General features: G+C 55.2%; 16 protein-coding genes. 5 read left to right on the forward strand and 11 right to left on the reverse strand.

Going from position 1 to position 17,944, the window contains the following annotated elements; genetic code table 11:
• Window positions 1-55: 55 nt before the first annotated feature.
• Window positions 56-2,305 (reverse strand): replication restart helicase PriA, encoded by a 2,250-nt coding sequence (priA, locus tag JIN87_RS26435; RefSeq protein ID WP_200359427.1) that lies wholly within the window; start codon window positions 2,303-2,305, stop codon window positions 56-58.
• Window positions 2,306-2,355: 50 nt separating this feature from the next.
• Here priA and JIN87_RS26440 point away from each other — a divergent pair, with 50 nt between their 5' ends.
• Window positions 2,356-2,844, forward strand: coding sequence for a Fur family transcriptional regulator (locus JIN87_RS26440; protein ID WP_234033637.1), 489 nt, complete (start codon window positions 2,356-2,358; stop codon window positions 2,842-2,844).
• Between the two features lie 185 nt (window positions 2,845-3,029).
• Here the strand turns inward: JIN87_RS26440 and JIN87_RS26445 are convergent, their stop codons facing one another.
• Window positions 3,030-4,385 (reverse strand): tetratricopeptide repeat protein, encoded by a 1,356-nt coding sequence (locus tag JIN87_RS26445; protein ID WP_200359431.1) that lies wholly within the window; start codon window positions 4,383-4,385, stop codon window positions 3,030-3,032.
• 350 nt (window positions 4,386-4,735) lie between these two features.
• On the opposite strand from JIN87_RS26445, the gene JIN87_RS26450 reads away from it, so the two are divergent.
• Window positions 4,736-6,118: a glutamate--tRNA ligase gene (locus JIN87_RS26450; RefSeq protein ID WP_200359433.1), complete on the forward strand. Its 1,383-nt coding sequence runs from the start codon at window positions 4,736-4,738 to the stop codon at window positions 6,116-6,118.
• 27 nt (window positions 6,119-6,145) lie between these two features.
• Complete coding sequence (locus JIN87_RS26455) at window positions 6,146-7,819, forward strand: glutamine--tRNA ligase/YqeY domain fusion protein (protein WP_200359435.1); 1,674 nt, start codon at window positions 6,146-6,148, stop codon at window positions 7,817-7,819.
• Between the two features lie 98 nt (window positions 7,820-7,917).
• On the opposite strand, the gene JIN87_RS26460 is transcribed toward JIN87_RS26455, so the two are convergent.
• From JIN87_RS26460 to JIN87_RS26470, 3 genes are all read right to left on the reverse strand, one after another.
• Window positions 7,918-9,039 (reverse strand): response regulator, encoded by a 1,122-nt coding sequence (locus JIN87_RS26460; RefSeq protein WP_200359437.1) that lies wholly within the window; start codon window positions 9,037-9,039, stop codon window positions 7,918-7,920.
• Window positions 9,040-9,048: 9 nt separating this feature from the next.
• Window positions 9,049-9,582 carry a chemotaxis protein CheX gene (locus tag JIN87_RS26465; RefSeq protein WP_200359440.1) on the reverse strand — a complete coding sequence of 178 codons (534 nt, stop codon included), beginning with the start codon at window positions 9,580-9,582 and terminating at the stop codon, window positions 9,049-9,051.
• 601 nt (window positions 9,583-10,183) lie between these two features.
• Window positions 10,184-11,758: a sigma-54-dependent transcriptional regulator gene (locus JIN87_RS26470; protein WP_200359442.1), complete on the reverse strand. Its 1,575-nt coding sequence runs from the start codon at window positions 11,756-11,758 to the stop codon at window positions 10,184-10,186.
• 225 nt (window positions 11,759-11,983) lie between these two features.
• Here JIN87_RS26470 and pseB point away from each other — a divergent pair, with 225 nt between their 5' ends.
• On the forward strand, window positions 11,984-12,982 hold the full coding sequence (gene pseB / locus JIN87_RS26475) for a UDP-N-acetylglucosamine 4,6-dehydratase (inverting) (RefSeq protein WP_200359453.1): 999 nt from the start codon (window positions 11,984-11,986) through the stop codon (window positions 12,980-12,982).
• 6 nt (window positions 12,983-12,988) lie between these two features.
• The gene (gene pseI / locus JIN87_RS26480; RefSeq protein WP_200359455.1) at window positions 12,989-14,026 is read left to right on the forward strand and encodes a pseudaminic acid synthase; all 1,038 of its coding nucleotides are present in this window, start codon (window positions 12,989-12,991) and stop codon (window positions 14,024-14,026) included.
• Here pseI and JIN87_RS26485 read toward each other — a convergent pair.
• The 6 genes from JIN87_RS26485 to JIN87_RS26510 all read right to left on the reverse strand — a co-directional run.
• On the reverse strand, window positions 14,006-14,980 hold the full coding sequence (locus JIN87_RS26485; protein WP_200359457.1) for a hypothetical protein: 975 nt from the start codon (window positions 14,978-14,980) through the stop codon (window positions 14,006-14,008). The two genes, pseI and JIN87_RS26485, sit on opposite strands and share 21 nt — an antisense overlap.
• Window positions 14,981-14,982: 2 nt before the next feature.
• Window positions 14,983-16,113, reverse strand: a complete 1,131-nt coding sequence (locus tag JIN87_RS26490; protein WP_200359459.1) for a DegT/DnrJ/EryC1/StrS family aminotransferase — start codon at window positions 16,111-16,113, stop codon at window positions 14,983-14,985.
• Between the two features lie 23 nt (window positions 16,114-16,136).
• Window positions 16,137-16,517, reverse strand: a complete 381-nt coding sequence (locus JIN87_RS26495; RefSeq protein ID WP_200359461.1) for a hypothetical protein — start codon at window positions 16,515-16,517, stop codon at window positions 16,137-16,139.
• Between the two features lie 130 nt (window positions 16,518-16,647).
• Complete coding sequence (gene fliS, locus JIN87_RS26500) at window positions 16,648-17,103, reverse strand: flagellar export chaperone FliS (RefSeq protein ID WP_200359463.1); 456 nt, start codon at window positions 17,101-17,103, stop codon at window positions 16,648-16,650.
• 68 nt (window positions 17,104-17,171) lie between these two features.
• The gene (locus JIN87_RS26505) at window positions 17,172-17,456 is read right to left on the reverse strand and encodes a hypothetical protein (RefSeq protein WP_200359465.1); all 285 of its coding nucleotides are present in this window, start codon (window positions 17,454-17,456) and stop codon (window positions 17,172-17,174) included.
• Between the two features lie 111 nt (window positions 17,457-17,567).
• A partial coding sequence (locus JIN87_RS26510) for a hypothetical protein (protein WP_234033638.1) occupies window positions 17,568-17,944 on the reverse strand: 377 nt, incomplete at its 5' end.

Raw genomic sequence — 17,944 nt, forward strand, 5'->3', positions numbered from 1 at the left:
CAAGCCGGGGTAGGCTTCGTTTTGAGGGAAAAGGACGGGACGGGAAACGGCTTTGTTAGCTCACCGACATGGGGTCGACATCGAAGATTTGCACCACGTCTTTGGGAAGCGGGACCTCGGCTTCGACAGCTTTGAGCTCTCGCATCAGGCCACTCACATTCTGCGTAAAGTACCAGATATGAAAACGATACTGGTCCTTCATCTTCTCTACCGCGCACGGCGTCGGCCCACGCATCTCGATCTTGCCCGCCATGCGAGCTTCGACCTTCCGGGCGAACTGCTCTGCGAAAAAAACTGCCTTGTCAGCGTTTCGACTTCGGAAAACTTGTCGAACTAAGTGGCGAAAAGGAGGGTATTGGAACTGCTCACGCGACTCGATCTCCACCTCGAGAAACGCGTCCACTTCGCCTCGCCGCGCGAATTGGATCGGCTCCGCATGAGGCGTGAAAGTCTGCACCACCACTTCTCCGGCGAGATCCCCTCGTCCCGCCCGGCCAGACACCTGAACGAGGAGTTGGAAAGTGCGTTCATTGGCCCGGAAATCAGGCACGTGCAAAGACAAGTCCGCATCGACCATCCCCACCAAGGTCACGTTCGGAAAGTCCAGCCCCTTGGCGATCATCTGAGTACCGACTAGCAAATCGATCTTGCCCTTGCGAAAGTCCCCAAGAATTTCGCGAAACAGATGCTTCTTTCCCATCGTGTCCGTGTCGATTCGCACCACGTTCGCCCGCGGCAAGATACTCTTCACCACATCCTCGATCCGCTGAGTGCCGCTCCCTTTGCCACGAATCGCTCCGCTGTTGCATTCCGGGCACTTCCACGGCGGATCCGCCTCATGCCCACACAAGTGGCATTTGAGGGTATTGTCGCTCCGGTGAAAAGTCATCGGCACACTGCAATGCTTACACTCCTCCACATGCCCGCACTCGGTACAAAGCATAGTGGAGTTATAGCCGCGGCGATTGATGAAAAGAATACTCTGTTCCCCCTTCTCCCACCGGTCCCGCAATTTCTCCGCTAACAGAGTCGAAATCGTAACCGGTTTTCGAGTACGCATCATCTCGATCCGCATATCCACCACGTGCATCATCGGAAGCTCCCGATCGTCGATGCGCTTGGTCAGTGTATCCAATTTGTACTTTCCGCGCTTAACGTTGCGATAGCTCTCAAGCGAAGGCGTCGCGCTACCTAGAACACAAACGACATTCTCCAAAAAAGACCGATACACCGCGACATCCCGACCGTGGTAACGAGGCGTCTCGTCCTGCTTAAACGCAGGCTCATGCTCCTCGTCCACGATCACCAGTCCCAAATTTCTAAGAGGAGCAAACACTGCAGATCGAGCCCCCACCACGACGCGAGCCGTCCCGTTAGCCAAAGCCATCCAAGCATCCAATCTCTCTCCGTCAGAAAGGCTACTATGCCACACCACCGCATGAGCATCCTTATGCTCGGTAAACCGGGAACGGAGACGCCCTACCGTTTGCGGAGTCAGCGCAACCTCCGGCACTAGAAAGAGCACGCTCTTGCCCGCCTTCAAGGCCTCCTCCATCGCCGCGATATAGACCTCCGTCTTTCCAGAACCGGTCACGCCATACAAGAGATGCGTAGTGAATTTCCCAGCACGCACACTTTCCGCGATACTCTCGTAGCAAGCGGCTTGTTCTTCGTTCAAGACGATTTCCTGCTTGGTCGCGTATTCGACATCGCCCAGTTCGTCGTCATAAGCGACACGCTCGACCTTGCGGGCTTCCTCCAAGATCAGCCCTTTTTTCAGCAGTCCGGTGTAAGCGGCTGGCGAAGCGGAAAGCCTACTCAAAACCAGGCTTTTCTTTTGAGGACGGAACTGGCCCGCGATAAACTGATAGAGCTCAAACTGCTTCGGAGCCTTCTTCTCAAGGGCGGCAAGCACCTCGGACTCCACAGACTTCACAGCCGACACATACTTCTCCTGTTTCGCCTTCATCCCCTGTCGAACCGGGCCAGGTATCATGGTTTCCAATACATTTTGGATACTCGCCCCGTAATACTGACGAAGCCAAGAGCCAAGCCTTAACAGGGCAGGCGTCATAACCGGCACAGGATAAACCAGCTCGAGAACCAACTTCAGCTGCATCAATGGCAAGTCCGGCTCGCAGTCCTTCTCCACCACCAAACCGATGGTCTGTCGACGTCCGAGCGGCACCCTCACCAAGGACCCAGGCTCCGCCTGCTCCTCCATCGAAGAAGGCAGGCGATAGTGCAATGGCCGATCAAAACCGGACATCAGCCAGACGCAAACGACTGTGGCATCCAAGCTCATGGGAGCACGAAAAGCGGGCTCCTTATCGGTTGACAGTTATTGAGAATGTATTGAGATTCGGGCACGTGACGATCGACGACTGCAGAGAAAAGTTCAAAAGCTACTTGGTAAAGCACAACTTGCGCATGACCGGCCAGCGCATGGCGATCTTCGAAGCGGTTTTCAAAGAGACTTCGCACTTCACAGCCGAAGAATTGCTAGACAAGGCTCGCGAAATCGACCGCACCGTCTCACGCGCAACCGTCTACCGCTCTCTCCCGATTCTGGTAGAAGGCCACCTCGTTCGCGAAGTCGATATCGGCTCCAGCACGATGTACTACATGCCCAACACCGAGGAAGATCCTCACAAGGCCCAAGTCATCTGCAACGATTGCCAAAAGATCTTCGAGATCAGCGCCCCCTTTCTCCAATGGTACGGCAACAGCGTATCCGGAAAGCTAGGACTCACCCCTATCAGCCAACGCCTGCAAGTCACTGCCTCCTGCGAGGAACTCAAAGCCACCGGCGTCTGCAAAAAAGGGAACGAAGTTCCAGAGTAAGAGAGGTAGCGCGTGCTTTAGCTCGCGTCAGCATTGCAAGATCCATTCCCAGTGGTCGCGGACTGAAGCACCGAGCTACGGGAAAACGCAAAAAGGGAGCCGGCTCCCACATGCCGACTCCCCTATTTGAATAGAGATCCTGTATCTCTTGCGGCGAGTTACCAGCTCGCCAAAAATTGATTCGCTTACCAGTCAGCCTTCAGCTTCACGAGGCGCTTCTGAGAATCGCTGTGCCCTTGGCGAGCTGCCTGGCGGTACCAGTTGATAGCGGAATTCTTGTCGCGGCTGATGCCCTCGCCCTTCTCGTACATGGAACCGAGATTGAACTGGGCAACCATGTCGCCATTGGAAGCAGCCTTCTTGTACCAGGCCGCGGCGAGGTCTAGACCACCGTTCTTGGAATCACCAGTCGCATAATAGTGAGCCGCGATCGCACGCATCGCCTGGGCGTGACCTGAATCAGCCGCCTTGCTGAGCCACTCGATGCCGTACTCTTCGCTGTGGACAACACCCTTGCCAGAAAGGAAGGCCTGACCCACGCGGTACTGAGACTCGACGTCGTCCTTTTCGGCAGCGCGAGAGTACCAGTCGAATGCCTTCCGGTCATTGGCAGTCACGCCAATACCTTCCTTGAAGACACGGCCAAGGTTGCGGTAAGCCGGTACGTAGCCGAGCTCGGCAGAACTGCGGTACCAAAGCAGGGCCTTGCTGATGTCCTGGTCGATGCCCCAACCGTTTTCGTAGCATTCAGCCAAAGCGTTTTGAGAGAAAGGATTGCTTTGCTCCGCAGCGAGGGCGAACCAACCGGCAGCAGCAGCGAAGTCCCGATCGCCACCCATCGCGTCACGCAACATGGTTCCGATCACAGGAAGCGAAGCTGCATAACCCAACTCGGCGGCACGCAGGAAGTGCTTGCGAGCGGTTTCGAAATTACGGAGCTCCTCCGGGCCGTAGAAGCGGAGCTTAGCGAGATTGTGCAGAGCGACCGGATAGTCAGGGCGGATAGAGAGCGCCTTCTCGTACTGGAGAATCGCGCTTGCAGGCTTGCCGTCCACTTCCAGAGCGCGACCGAGCTGAGCATAGAAGCGAGACTCCTTCGGGTATTCAGCGATCGCGTCACGGCAAGCCTTAGCAGCCGCAGGAGCGTCGAGGTTCGCGTCGGCGACTGAGTCTACCACTGCGAATTCGTCATCAGGGATAGCCGAAAGGTGGTCAGCTTCGTGTTCCGGAGCGAATTGTTTAACCAAGGCGGCCATTCCTACAGCCACATCCTCGGAATCGAACATTGCGGTGATCGAGCCATCGCCCACTTCGAGGACTTCTCCAGTGGCCACTTCGACCTGCTCGCCCTCTACTTCGCTCAGGGCAACGATCTGTTCACCTACGACGACCTCCGCATCCGCATCGACTGCGATGGTGAAGGCTCCAGTTTCGAGGTTGTTTTCAGTGATTTCGCCATCCACGTCCGCGAATGACGACTGCAAGGCCGCTACCGAGGCGACTGCGAAAAAGGTGCTTAGTTTGCTAACGACGTGTTTCATAAGTAGATAATGTATTTTTGATCCGGCTCGTTCTCGCAGTTTTCGCCACAAGCAAGTCGAACCAAGGAATATGGATATATGCCCCTCTACTATCGGCATCTAGGGAGTCCCGATTTGAGCGGATTGAGCGAAAAGTTGTCTTTTCTAGGGCTTTCGGAGCTTCCCCTTCACGGGTCGCTGAGTAGTGCTACTCGCCTCTTAAGCGCTGCCCGACAACGGCTAGGCCAAGCGAGCAATCCCATCCGTTAGGCACTTCCTAGGGCTAAGTCTCCCCCGACAACGCCCCTAGCCACTTCCATTCAAGCCAGAGCTTGATTCGAGAAGCCTTTGGGCTAACTGTACCGCGCTTTATGTCACAGGTACGCGTAAGATTCGCCCCGAGCCCCACAGGCTCCACTCACATCGGCACCGCTCGCACAGCCCTTTTCAACTGGCTGTACGCACGCAAAACCGGCGGCAAGCTGGTGCTTCGCATCGAAGACACCGACAAGGAACGCAACACGGACGCCGCCCTCCAAGAATTGCTCAACGGCCTAAAGTGGCTCGGTCTCAACTGGGACGAAGGCCCAGAAGTAGGCGGCGAAGTCGGCCCCTATTTTCAGAGCCAACGTGGCGACATCTACCAAGAGTACCTGCAAAAGCTCAAAGACGCGGGCCGGGCTTACGAGAAAGACGGCGCCATCTTCTTTAAACTAGAAGGTGAACGCTACACCGAGTACGACGACTACCACAAAGCGGACGTCGAAAAGGTGAAGACCCAGCCCGTCGTCATCGAAGACATCATCCGCGGCAACGTCACCCGCCGCGAAGAACGCGATTTCGTCATCGTGCGTTCCAACGGCGATCCCTCTTTCCACTTCGTAAACGTAGTGGACGATATCACCATGGGCATCACCCACGTGCTGCGTGGTGAAGACCACTTGCCGAACACTTCCAAGCACGTTGAGCTCTTCAAAGCGTTCGGCGTGAAGCCACCCGTCTACGCCCACATGGCTATGATCCTCAAGGACCCAAAGGTCGGAAAAGGCAAGATGTCCAAGCGCGACAAGGGCGCCCTCATCGAAGAATACCAGAATCGCGATTTCCTACCAGAAGCGGTGGTCAACTTCATCGCCCTGCTCGGCTGGTCCCCCAAGGACGACCAGGAAGTGCTCTCCATCGATGAGCTTATCGAACGCTTCGATCTCAAGGATCTGCAAAAGGCCGGCGCCCGCTTCGACGAGAAGAAGATGTCACACATCAACTTCGAACACATGAAGCGCCTCCCGGCTGACAAGTACTTGCCTCCCGCCATCAGCGCTCTCAGCAAAGCAGGCCTCGTCGACGACAGCACCGACCAAGACTACCTCAAGCGCGTGCTCGAGCTTTGCCAGCAGAAGATCGACAGTTTCGAAGCCCTGCCCTCATTCTCAGCTTACTTCTTCTCCGACGACTACACCGTCGATCCAAAAACAGAGAAGAAGCTGCTCAAACGCGCCGACGCCGCGGAGCGTATCCAAGAAGCCATACCAGCTTTGGAAGGCCTCGAAACCTTCGACGCCGCTTCCATCGAAACCGCAATCCAAGCTCTTGCCGACGAGAAGGAGCTCAAGATCTTCGCCTGGTTCCCACTCCTACGCTTCGCAGTCAGCGGAGTTGGCGGCGGACCAGACCTCTTGCCCATGCTCGAAACCCTCGGCCGCGATCGCGTAGTCTCCCGTCTCAAAAAGCTAGCCGCGTCCCTAAACGCCTAAGGCCTAATCCCCTATCACCCTTTCCCAATGACCGAAGAAGAAAAGCCATCGAACTTCATTCGCGATTTTATCGACGAAGAACTTGCCGCCGGCAAACACAGCCAAATCGTAACACGTTTCCCGCCCGAGCCAAACGGCTACCTACACATCGGGCACGCCTTCGCGATCGGCGTCTCCTACGGCATCGCTCAAGACTACAAGGGCAAGTTCCACCTCCGCTTCGACGACACCAACCCTGAAAAGGAGGACACCGAATACGTCGACGCTATCAAGGAAGACCTCCGCTGGCTCGGCGCGGATTGGGGCGAAAACCTTTTCTTCGCCTCCGACTACTTCGAGCAGCTTTTCGATTGGGCCAAAGGCATGATCAATGAAGGCAAAGCCTACGTCGACGACCTCACTCCCGATGAGATGCGCGAGTACCGCGGCACCTTGACCGAGCCAGGAAAAAACTCCCCTTACCGCGACCGCGCGCCAGAGGAGAACCTCGAGCTCTTCGAAAAGATGGCTGCCGGCGAGTTCGACGAGGGAGCTAAGGTACTGCGTGCCAAGATCGACATGGCTCACCCCAATATGAACATGCGCGATCCGGTCCTCTACCGCATCCTCAAGGCGGAACACCATCGCACAGGAGACAAGTGGAAGATCTACCCTTCCTACGATTTCACCCATGGCCAAAGCGACGCGATCGAAGGCATAACCCACTCGCTTTGCTCGCTCGAGTTCGAATACCACCGCCCACTCTACAACTGGTTCATCGAGAACCTTCCCGTTCCGCACACGCCTCGCCAGATCGAGTTCGCGCGCTTGAACGTTGAATACATCATCACCAGCAAGCGTAAGCTCCTTCAGCTGGTAAACGACAATCACGTTGACGGTTGGGATGATCCACGCATGCCAACCATTGCTGGGCTCCGTCGCCGCGGTTACACGCCAGAAGCTCTCAAAGAATTTTGCGAACGTGCCGGAGTCGCAAAACGAGAACGTGTCAACGAGTATGCGCTTCTCGAATACTGCCTCCGTCAAGACCTAGAAGGCAAGGCGACTCGCCGCATGGCTGTACTCGACCCGCTCAAGGTAGTCATCGAAAACTTCCCTGAAGAAACCGAATGGTACGAAGGACCGAACCATCCCGCAGACGAAGCCCGCGGTAAACGTAAGGTACCGCTCACCAAGGAAATCTACATCGAGCGCGACGACTTCATGGAAGACCCTCCACGCAAGTTCTTCCGTCTCGGACCAGGTCGCGAAGTGCGTCTTCGCTACGCTTGCTACATCACCTGCACAGATGTGATCAAGGATGACGAAGGCAACATCGTAGAGCTCCGCGCCACCTTCGATCCTGAATCTCGAGGCGGCTCCACACCTGATGGTCGAAAGGTCAAAGGAACAATCCACTGGGTGAGCGCTACCGAGAACGTCGAGATCGAAGCACGCCACTACGAGCAACTCTTCACTAAGACGAACCCGAACGAGGTCGAAGAAGGCCAGACCTTCATCGATAATCTCAATCCAGATTCGAAGAACGTCCTCAAAGTCTACGGCGAACCTGAACTCGCAAATGCAACTGCGGGCGAACCTTTCCAATTCGAACGCAAAGGCTACTACATTCTGGATACGGAAAGCGAAGACGGAAAGCTCGTCTTCAATCGCTCTGTCGGCCTCCGCGACAGCTGGGGCAAGAAACAGCAGAAGAAATAAAGCACCGCGCTACGTCTTTATACACAAGAAACCCGCGATCGGCCGATCGCGGGTTTCGAGTGAAAGAAAACGAGATCTCCTCGTTTTGAAAACTGATTCTAGATAGAAGCCTTTGCGGTCTCGAGCGAGTCGCAGAACTTCCAGTCCTTGGACTCTTCGAACTTCTTACTCTCTTCGATAACCACGTCGTTACCGGTCAAAGCATACTTGAGGCTCAGATCGCGACAGGTCTTCATGGAGTGAAGCAGAAGCTTGATCAGATCCATGTTGAGAGAAGCCACGCCTTGAGCATCGAAGATGATCTTCGAAATTCCCGCGTTAACCGCCTCGCTCGTCTTGCTCTTAAGGTAAGTGCTGACTTCATTCACCACAGCAGCGTTACAGCTCTTTGGCAGCTTCACAGTCATGAAGCCTTCGCCCATGTCGAAGTACTTGCCGGAAGCGTCAAGATTGACTGCCTTGCCGATCTTTGTCTCGAGATCTTCAAAATCGATTGGCTTGTGAATGATCGTGCTGAAACCAGCCTGCTGAGCACGAGCTTGTTCTTCCACTGCTGTCTTAACGGACAGTCCAAAGAGCGGAACGTATTTGGTCTTCGCATTGGAACGAATGATCCGGAAAAGTGTAATCGCCGCGTCTTCAGATAGCGAAAGACTGATGATGATACAGTCCGGCAGCTTCTTTTGACAGAAGTCGATTGCCTCACCAGTTGAAGCAACACCGTGCACATTCCATGGAGTGTGGCCAAAACCATCCTTGATCTGCTGGATAATCGCTGGCTTGTCGTCGACAACGAGGATGTCGATCGGATCGTCGATCTTCTTTTGGACCGGCTCGGCTTCGCCAGCTGGACGGAGATCAACGACACGGCTCACCTTGTCTACGAGCACGTCTTCCTTGAAAGGTTTTACGATGTAGTCACGGACACCGATCTTAGCGATCTTCATCACGTTTTCACGTCCAGCTTCCGCTGTGAGCATGATAACGGGGATTCCCTTGAGTTGCGGGTCGGACTTGAGCTTGGTCAACATTTCGACGCCATCCATGACAGGCATGGTGATGTCGAGCAGGATGATGTCGGGGTTAACCTTCGCGGCCATCGCGAGGCCTTCGACACCATTCTGCGCTTCATGGATTTCGCAATCGAAGCCCTTGAAGGACTTCTTCACGATGATTCGGACGGTTTTTGAGTCGTCTACTGTGAGGATTTTTAAACGCATGGTGGGAGATCAGTTTTCTTCTTTCATTAGGACGTCGATGACGAAGGAGCGACCGTCGCAATCGAACTTGTAAATTCGCCTCATGGCTACTTCTGCAGGCTCTATGGAAAAGTTCGAACCGCGAAGAATTGATGGGATCGTCATACGACACTCATAGCCTTTGTTGCTAAGATCGTTCTTGAAGGTGCCGACGATCATGTTGGTGAGCTCACCGATCGCGTCGTTAACCAACTCGTGGTCGTCGTCGCTAATTTCATGAGCTTCCATATCGAGGAGCTTGCAGGTCGCTTCCACAGCGAGAGGCAGCTCCATAAAAATGTAGATGATTCCAGTAAGGTTACCAAGGAAGCCAACGGTGCCCGCTATCATCGGGGTGTTGGCGTCGACTGGGAGCTGCATCCCTTCCGTGTTCGTGTCTTCCTCGACCTTGATGACCTGCTTTATACTAGCGGAGCGATCGAGCATGGTGCTGAAGACACTATCGATCGAGTTCTTGGCGAGAGCTTCGAGCTCTACTTCTGTGATGGGGAATGTCTGCTGCATGGGAATCGGGATTCTGTAGTCCTCAATATATATCGTTCCGCACTCCAAAAGGTTTAGGAACAAAATGGGCCCGAAATTGTAAAAAAAGAGTAGTTTTGCTCAGGCAATCCCGTCGACGCCTTGAGCAAGATACCGCATCGCTTGCTTCAACTCCCAAAAACCAGCCGACGAGCTAGCCTCAACTGCTCATATTCGGCACGGAACCGGACTCACTTTCGGGGTTCCCCCCGAGCTAACTTGAGCGCTACTCTTTCAATGAGCTCAAAGCTGGCAGGCACTCCATTTTTTTGGCAACTGTATAGAGTGTTTGCGCAGTTTCATGTCGAACGTTCGACATGAAACTGCGTGCATCGAGAGCTGGGGCTTTTTTCTGGTGAACAAGGCGGCCAAATGGTGGCTGGGCAGAGGCCCTGTCCCATTTGGCTAACGCAGTTCCTGGAAAAATGGGACCTGTCGCGAAGCGATTCGGCCCAAGTCGAAGGTCACGGCGTCCGCCAAATCCATCCGACACTTGTGTCGCAAAGCCTTGGTAGCCTTGCACTGCTTCGATTTGGGCTCGGACCAGCAAAGAGCTAATTTAAAGACGCGCCCTATCCTGGACCTACTCTTCGCCCGGAATATACTCCCCGTCACTACGGTAGGCGGAAATCTTGTTTCGCAAAGTGCGGATGCTGATTCCGAGCAGCTTGGCCGCCTGCGTACGATTGCCTTCAGTCGTCTCTAAAGTCGCGAGGATGTGCTTCTTCTCGATTTCCTCCAGCGGAAGCGGCGTCTCGTCCGCAGCCACTGCCCCATCACTCACCGGTTCCACTGCGGCTGGTTGAGCAGCGGGAGCCTCAGCGGCAACGGGAGGAGCAGGCTGCTGAGGGAAAGCTGGGGGCGGAGAATCGTAATACCCCCCTCCGTGCGGAGGCGGTTGCACCGGAGGCGGATAACCTCCCCCGTAGGCGGGCGCTGCAGGCTCCGCATGCCCATAGGCGTGAGCCACCGGCGGAGCGGAAAGATTTGTCGGCATCGCGAAAAGACCAAGGTGGGCTTGAGCGATCGGTTGCCCGGACTCAGCGAGAATCACAGCTCGCTCCACCGTGTTTTGGAGCTCGCGCACGTTGCCAGGCCAAGGATGGCGTTCGAGCGAGGTAACCGCATCGGGAGCAAAGCCCTTGATCTGCTTGCCATGCTTACGGGCAAACTTCTGCGCGAAATTCTTGGCAAGCAAGACCACATCTCCGTCGCGGTCACGCAGCGGCGGGACCTGGATGGGAAAAACGTTCAAGCGATAATACAAGTCCTGACGGAACTGGCCGCGCTCCACGCTCTGGGCAAGATTGCGGTTGGTGGTGGCGATCACACGCACATCCACCTTTATCGTCTTGTTGCCGCCGACACGCTCAAATTCACGCTCTTGCAACACGCGGAGAAGCTTGGCCTGCACCTTCGGCGAGATCTCGCTGATTTCGTCCAGCAGGATCGTCCCGCCGTCCGCGAGCTCGAATCTCCCCTCGCGACGCTGAGTCGCCCCGGTGTAGGCCCCTTTTTCATGGCCAAAAAACTCGCTCTCGATGAGAGACTCGGAAATCGCCGCACAGTTCACCCGAATGAAGGGCGCCGCCTTTCTGGCGCTACAGCGGTAAAGCTCGTTGGCTACCAACTCCTTACCGGTTCCATTTTCGCCGCAGATGAGCACGGTCGCCTCCGTTGGGGCCACCTTGCGGATAACGTCCTTTAGCTGATTGATAAAGCCACTCTTGCCAATCAGCTCCCCACTCTCGGTCGACTCGCTGGCCAAGAACTGGTTTACCTTCACCAGCTGGCGATAATCCCGAGCCTTCTTGATCAGAACGTCGATCTGCGAGGACGAGAAAGGCTTGATAATGTAGTCGAACGCACCCGCCTGCATACACTTCACCGCGGACTCCACAGTGCCATAACCGGTGATGATCACCACCAGCGGCGGGTTCTGCATGCTCGAGACCCGCTCCAATAGCTCGGTTCCATTCCCGTCCGGGAGATGCACGTCCACGAACAGCAGATCGTACTCGTCCTTCGATAGGTGCTCATCCGCTTCGCTCAAGGTCCCCACGCTGCACACGGAAAAACGCTTTCTGCGGAGCTGTTCTTCCAAGGCTTTGCGAATCACGAGCTCATCATCAAGGATGAGAATTCTTTCCAAAGACATATTGTGGGAGCGAAAATTAGTTGGGTGGTAGGATGGATTGGGCCGTCTCGAAAAGACTCAGCGCCCGTAAGACTTATTAAGGTAGCTATTTAGAAGAGGATTGAAACAAATACGAAAGCATAAATTGTAAAACGAAACTCAAAGAGTTCCTGCTTGCCGCCTTGCCTAAGGGAAAGGCCCGACTTTTCAAAAATCCCCGTTCTACTGATCCCTCTTATACTGAGCATGCTCGAAGGCAAAACTATCCTCATCACTGGCGGCACCGGCTCCTTCGGGAAGCGCTGTTGTCTCGAACTCCTGAAAAACGGCGGACCGGCAAAAATCATCATCCTCTCCCGCGACGAGCTGAAACAGCACGACATGGCGACCAGCAAGGCGTTCGGAAACAAAAAGATCCGCTACTTCCTCGGAGACGTTCGTGACAAGGATCGCCTCGCCCGAGCCATGACTGACGTCGATTACGTCATCCACGCCGCCGCCCTCAAGCAGGTACCGGCCGCCGAGTACAATCCGCACGAATTCATCAAGACCAACATCAACGGAGCGATGAACGTGGTCGACGCGGCCATCGCCACCGGCGTCAAAAAGGTCATCGCCCTCTCCACCGACAAAGCCGTCAACCCGATCAACCTCTACGGGGCCACCAAGCTCTGCTCCGACAAAGTTTTCATCTCCGCCAACAACTACTCCGGCAAAGCCGGCACCCGCTTTTCCGTAGTTCGCTACGGAAACGTCATCGGCAGCCGCGGATCCGTCATTCCCCTCTTCCTCAAACAACGGGAAAAAGGCACCCTCACCATCACCAAACCGGAAATGACGCGGTTCGTGATCACCCTCGGAGCGGGAGTCAACTTCGCCCTCAGCTCCCTCGAGGACATGGTGGGCGGGGAAATCTTCATCCCCAAGATCCCAAGCTGCTCGCTCGAGGACCTCGCCAAAGCAGTCGCTCCTGAAGCCAAGATCAAAGTGATCGGCCTCCGCCCTGGCGAAAAGCTGCACGAGGCAATGGTCCCCGAAGACGAAGCTCGCATGACCACCGAGCAAAAGGACCGGTACATCATCCACCCCTCCCAACCCTATTGGGACTACCACGGCGAGAAAGCCCACAAAGGCGAGCGGTGTCCGGAAGGTTTCAGCTATTCCAGCGAGACCAACCCCGACCAGCTAAGCATCGAACAGATCCAAGCCCTCGTAGAACGCTACCAGAAACAAACCATCGACTAATCCGTCATGGAACTGATCGAACGTATCCTCGATCCAAGCCAGCCCCCTCTAATCGTAGCCGAACTCTCCGGCAACCACGGGCAGAACATAGAAACCGCCCGGAGCATCATCGCCGCTGCAGCCAAGGCCGGGGCCGATGCCGTCAAACTGCAAACCTATACCCCCGATAGCATCACTCTCGACAGCGATCGCCCCGAGTTTGTCGTGCAAGGAGGTCTCTGGGACGGACGAAAGCTCCACGAACTTTACGGAGAAGCCTGCACCCCCTACGAGTGGCACGCGCCACTCGCCAAACACGCCCGCGATCTAGGTATCGAAATTTTCAGCACACCCTTCGACGAAGCTGCTGTAGACTTCATCGAAGAATCCCTAGCTCCGCAGATCCACAAAATATCGTCCTTCGAACTCACGCATCTTCCCCTTCTGAAAAAGGTCGCCCAAACCCGAAAGCCGATGGTGCTTAGCACAGGAATGGCAACCGAAAAAGAGATCACAGACGCCGTATCCACCCTGAAGGACAACGGAGCCGAAAACATCATTCTGCTAAAATGCGTCTCGGCTTACCCAAGCGAGCCGGAAGGGTTCAACCTTCGTTCGATGCAAGCCATCTCGAATCGTTTCGACTGCCCCACTGGACTTTCCGACCACACGCTAACCAACGAGATCGCTGTCGCATCAGTCGCCTTGGGAGCTCGCCTCATCGAGAAACACCTTACCGACTCCAGAGCTGCGGGCGGTGTGGACTCAGGATTCTCGCTCGAGCCCAATGAGCTCGCAGATCTCGTCACGCAAAGTCGCCGAGCCCATGCCGCCCTCGGAAACGCAGCAATCGGCTCTAGCATTCAAGACTCAAAACAAACTCACTTCCGGCGCTCAATCTACGCCTGCGAAGACATCAAAAAAGGCGAGACCCTCTCCACACAAAACCTACGTATCGTTCGCCCCTCGCTCGGACTCGCGCCGAAACATTGGGAACGCGTCCTCGGATCTACAGCGAAACGTGACATCCCTGCCGGACACCCGCTAACCACAGAGGATCTCTAGCTCGCGAAAAACCCTTTCAGCTCCTTTCGTATCCACTTCCGAATACGGGCGTCGTGCTCTACTCAACACCGTTTCCACTCCAGATTGGAGAGCGAGAGGATCGAGCGAACCCTTTTCGCAATTCAAAACCGGCATCCCCCACTCCGTCCTGACCTTGCGAGCGGTCGCAGTCTGATTGTCCACCACGCTCAGCCCCACAAAAGGCAGTCCCATACCTGACGCCTCATAGAGCGTCGACCCGCAAGCAATCACCCCGATTCGGCAAAATCCCATCCACGCAGCCACTTCAGCAGAGCCCAATCGACTCAGGACCCGATAGGCACGGAACCGAGCCAGCGTATCCACCATCGCCTTAGGTTCGCTTGAAACCACGATTGGCAAAAAGCGATCGCTCCCCATCTCCGCCAAGCCCTCCAGCACTCTTTCGGTGAACCCAAAAGGATCGGTCCCTCCGATCATCACCAAAACGGGAACAGAGCCCTCCCACATTTGCGGCAAATCAGCAGTATTCTCAGGGGCTCCAAAGCCCGAGCGCAACAAAGCGTAACGCTCGCCCAATAAAGCCTTCAGCGAGCGATAGCTCGCCTCTCGCAGCGCGATCTCCGTGTTCAGCACCAGATCAAAACCTGCCATACTGCGGACTTGCATATCATCAATCCCCAACACGACACCCGAGCCATTCAACCGCCGCCAACGAGCAAGCAACTCGTCAAAAGAGCTTTGCTCCGTATACATTTCATCGATACAAAGTACATCTGCCTTGGTAGAGCCAGAAGCATCAAGTCGGACAAAGGCCGAGTGCACTTCAGACGGCAGCAAGTCAGAATCGCCGCCCCCCCACAAGCATGTCTCCCATCCATTGTTTTTAAAAGCGGCAGCGAGCGCCGAGCAACGAACGACATGCCCCCAACCATTCTCGCCACCAAACGCGCATTTAAAAACGACCCTCTTCACACTCAGCCTTCGTTCTCCAAAAGAAACGCCTTCAAGCACTGGATCACAAACTCCTGCTCTTCATCTCCCAGAGCGGGGTACAGAGGCAAACTCAAGCAAGTCGCATAAAACGCCTCGCAGCCAGGCATCGCCTCATGCCCGTCGTCCCCGTAATAACGATGTCGATACACCGGAAGGTAGTGGACTTGCACGCGGACGTTATGCTGATGAAAAAAGTCGTACGCCTTCGCTCGTTCCTGTTCGTTCGCAAAGTGCACCACAAACAAATGCACAGCCGATCCCGCATCTATGGGTGCAGTCCGAATTCTCCCTTCGAACGGTTCTTCGTCAAACGCCTCTTGATAGCGCGAAGCTAGAACTCTGCGTCTCTCAACGAAGTCCGGCAATTTAGCGAGTTGGCTACGCCCCAAGGCTGCTTGCAGGTCCGTCATCCGATAGTGGAAGCCGAGCTCAGTCTGATCATAGAGCCACCTCTCCCCTTGCTCTACCCCATGCGTTCTCAACCGCCTCACTCGATCAGCTAAAACCTTGTCGTTAGTCAAAACAGCCCCCCCTTCTCCGGCACAAACGTGCTTCACCGGGTGAAAACTCAGAATCGCTGCATCCGTGTGCTCGCAGGACGCGCTTTTGCTACCGCTTCCATAAGTCGCTCCGACGCTATGGGCCGCGTCTTCGATCACAAACGCGCCCGCTCCAGCGGCGGCTTTCGAGATGCCTTCGAGATCTGGAACCGCCCCGGAATAGGAGACCGGGAAGAACGCCTTCCCTCGCTTCGAAAAACTCTTGGCAGAAACAAGCCCAGTCAGCGGATCCACATCCACAAACCCCACATCAGCTCCCACGTAGCGCAAACAGTTCGCCGTCGCCGCGAAAGTGATTCCGGGGACCAGTCCAAGATCGCCTACCCCTAGCCCGAGCCCAAGACAGCTGAGATGCAAAGCGGCCGTGCCGCTCGAGACAGCGACCGCATACTTGACCCCAGTCTGCTCACAAAGCTCCGACTCGAAGGCCTGCACTTGCGGCCCCTGCGCCACAAAATCGGAACGCAACGTCTCAACCACAAGATCGATATCCGCATCGTCAATACACTGCCTACCGTAAGGTATCGGTCTAGGATATGGTCTGAGCTCCACGTATCAGTAAACCCCGTACACGTTCACGCCTTGCCCTTCAGGGTCCCGGACACTCCGGAGCGATCGATGGGAGCGGCGTAGACGCTTCGAAACTTGTTAGCCGAAACCGTATTGCGAGAAAGCCGACGATGCTCCTGCCTGTTGCTCGCCATCTTGTCGGAGAGCATCTCCGTGTTCTTAGCTTCCTGCAGAAGCAAGGCTTCAATCCGGCTCTTGAACTCGGAGCGCTCCTCTTCCGCCGGAGCGTCCGTAATCGTCTCCAGTTCAGCAATGACCTTGGCCTTCTTGTCCTGAACCTTGAGCATCAACTCAAAATTCTCTTCCCGCAGGCTCACGGTTTCCCGGCGTGTAAAGTCCTCGTAGGCCGCGAGCAAGACCATGCGTCTGGAAAGTCGATCAGGCATAAGCGAAACAGTGTATCCACCCATCGAGACAGGCAAAGCGAAAATTCGCGCACGAAAAAGCCCAGCGTCTAAAAAGGCTGGGCTTATCTCATTTGCGGCATTGGCCGCGGTTTGAAAGGGAAACTGTCGACTAGGCTCTCAGAGAGATTCCGCCTCCGATCCCCGCATTGAGGTTAGCGGGAGCAGGCATGGTCGCGGCGGGCTGCTGCTTCGCCATCGCTTCGGCCCATGCGTCACGGATCTCCTGGAAAAGACGGATCACCGTATCGATCGGCTCTTCGATCTTCTTAAAATTGGCTTCGTTGAGCTTTACGTTGTAGAAATCGTAAAGGTTGAACATGCGATCCGCGAAGTCGTCGTCCTTCTCGATTTTAAGGGAGCGTTGCAGTTCGGCGAAGATGTTCTGCGCCTTGATCAGGTTGTTGCTGATCGTCTCGTTGCGCATCTTGATGTTGTTCGTGATCGTGAAACCTTCTTTCGCACGTTTCATCGCAGCGAGGGCGCCATCATAGAGCATGAGGATGAGCCGTTCGGGACTCGCGGACATGATTGCCGCTCGCTTGTAAGACGCTGCGTTTGATTTCATTTAGTCGGTCAACAAATAGATTAACTTCGGTGTGGGATCCTATCTACGTAAGGCACCCAGTCAGTTACCTATTCGTCATCGGCAAAAGGCACGATCAGTTTAGCCATTTCCTGCATCATTTCCTTCGAAGGGAAATTCGGGTCGTTGAGCAACTCCTTACCTTTGGCTACCATTTCAGGGCGAACCTCCGGTTCCGAGCGTAGCTTGTCGAGAGCGTTGAGCTGCAACTTATCCGCTGAATCCGCCACCGGAGCATTTTGCTCAGCTGCTGGCTTGGCCGGCACGTTCTGCTCGGACTTGCCAAGATTTTGAGCGTAGATGTGGTTGGCGTTGTTTTGTGGATTTATGTTCATGACAATCAGTATGTTTGGTGCGTCTTCGGACGTTTGTTAATCTTTTGTTAAGTTAATAAACGGCTCTCTCCCGAAGAACTTTAAAAATATTTTAAAGAAAAGTTAAAGGCCTCACTGGATCGTGTCGAATAGCGCGAACGCCACGTATTTCGAAAAGCGTGCCGGGCTATGCAAAGCGGTTTGCGTCTGGTGAAGCGGGTACTGAGTGGTTGATTGGTTCTGAAAGTATTTGCGGGCCGCGTTGGAGACCGCCGGGTTGGACGCGTCGAAGGTTTCGTCGGCCGCCCAAACAATATCACCGGTGTGACCATCGAGCAACTTGGCCCGCATCCCGATCGATACCGGCTGGTAGGCATGATAGTAGGTGAGGTCGACCAGCATCACTCCATCGATGGCGTACACGTCGTGGAGCTTGGAAAGCAGCTTGGTCGGCAAAGTCTCGACCGACGAATAACGCTGCGTGCCAAAAAGGGCGTCCATGCGCTGCG

This window comes from Pelagicoccus mobilis (assembly GCF_016595505.1).
Classification (GTDB): domain Bacteria; phylum Verrucomicrobiota; class Verrucomicrobiia; order Opitutales; family Opitutaceae; genus Pelagicoccus; species Pelagicoccus mobilis.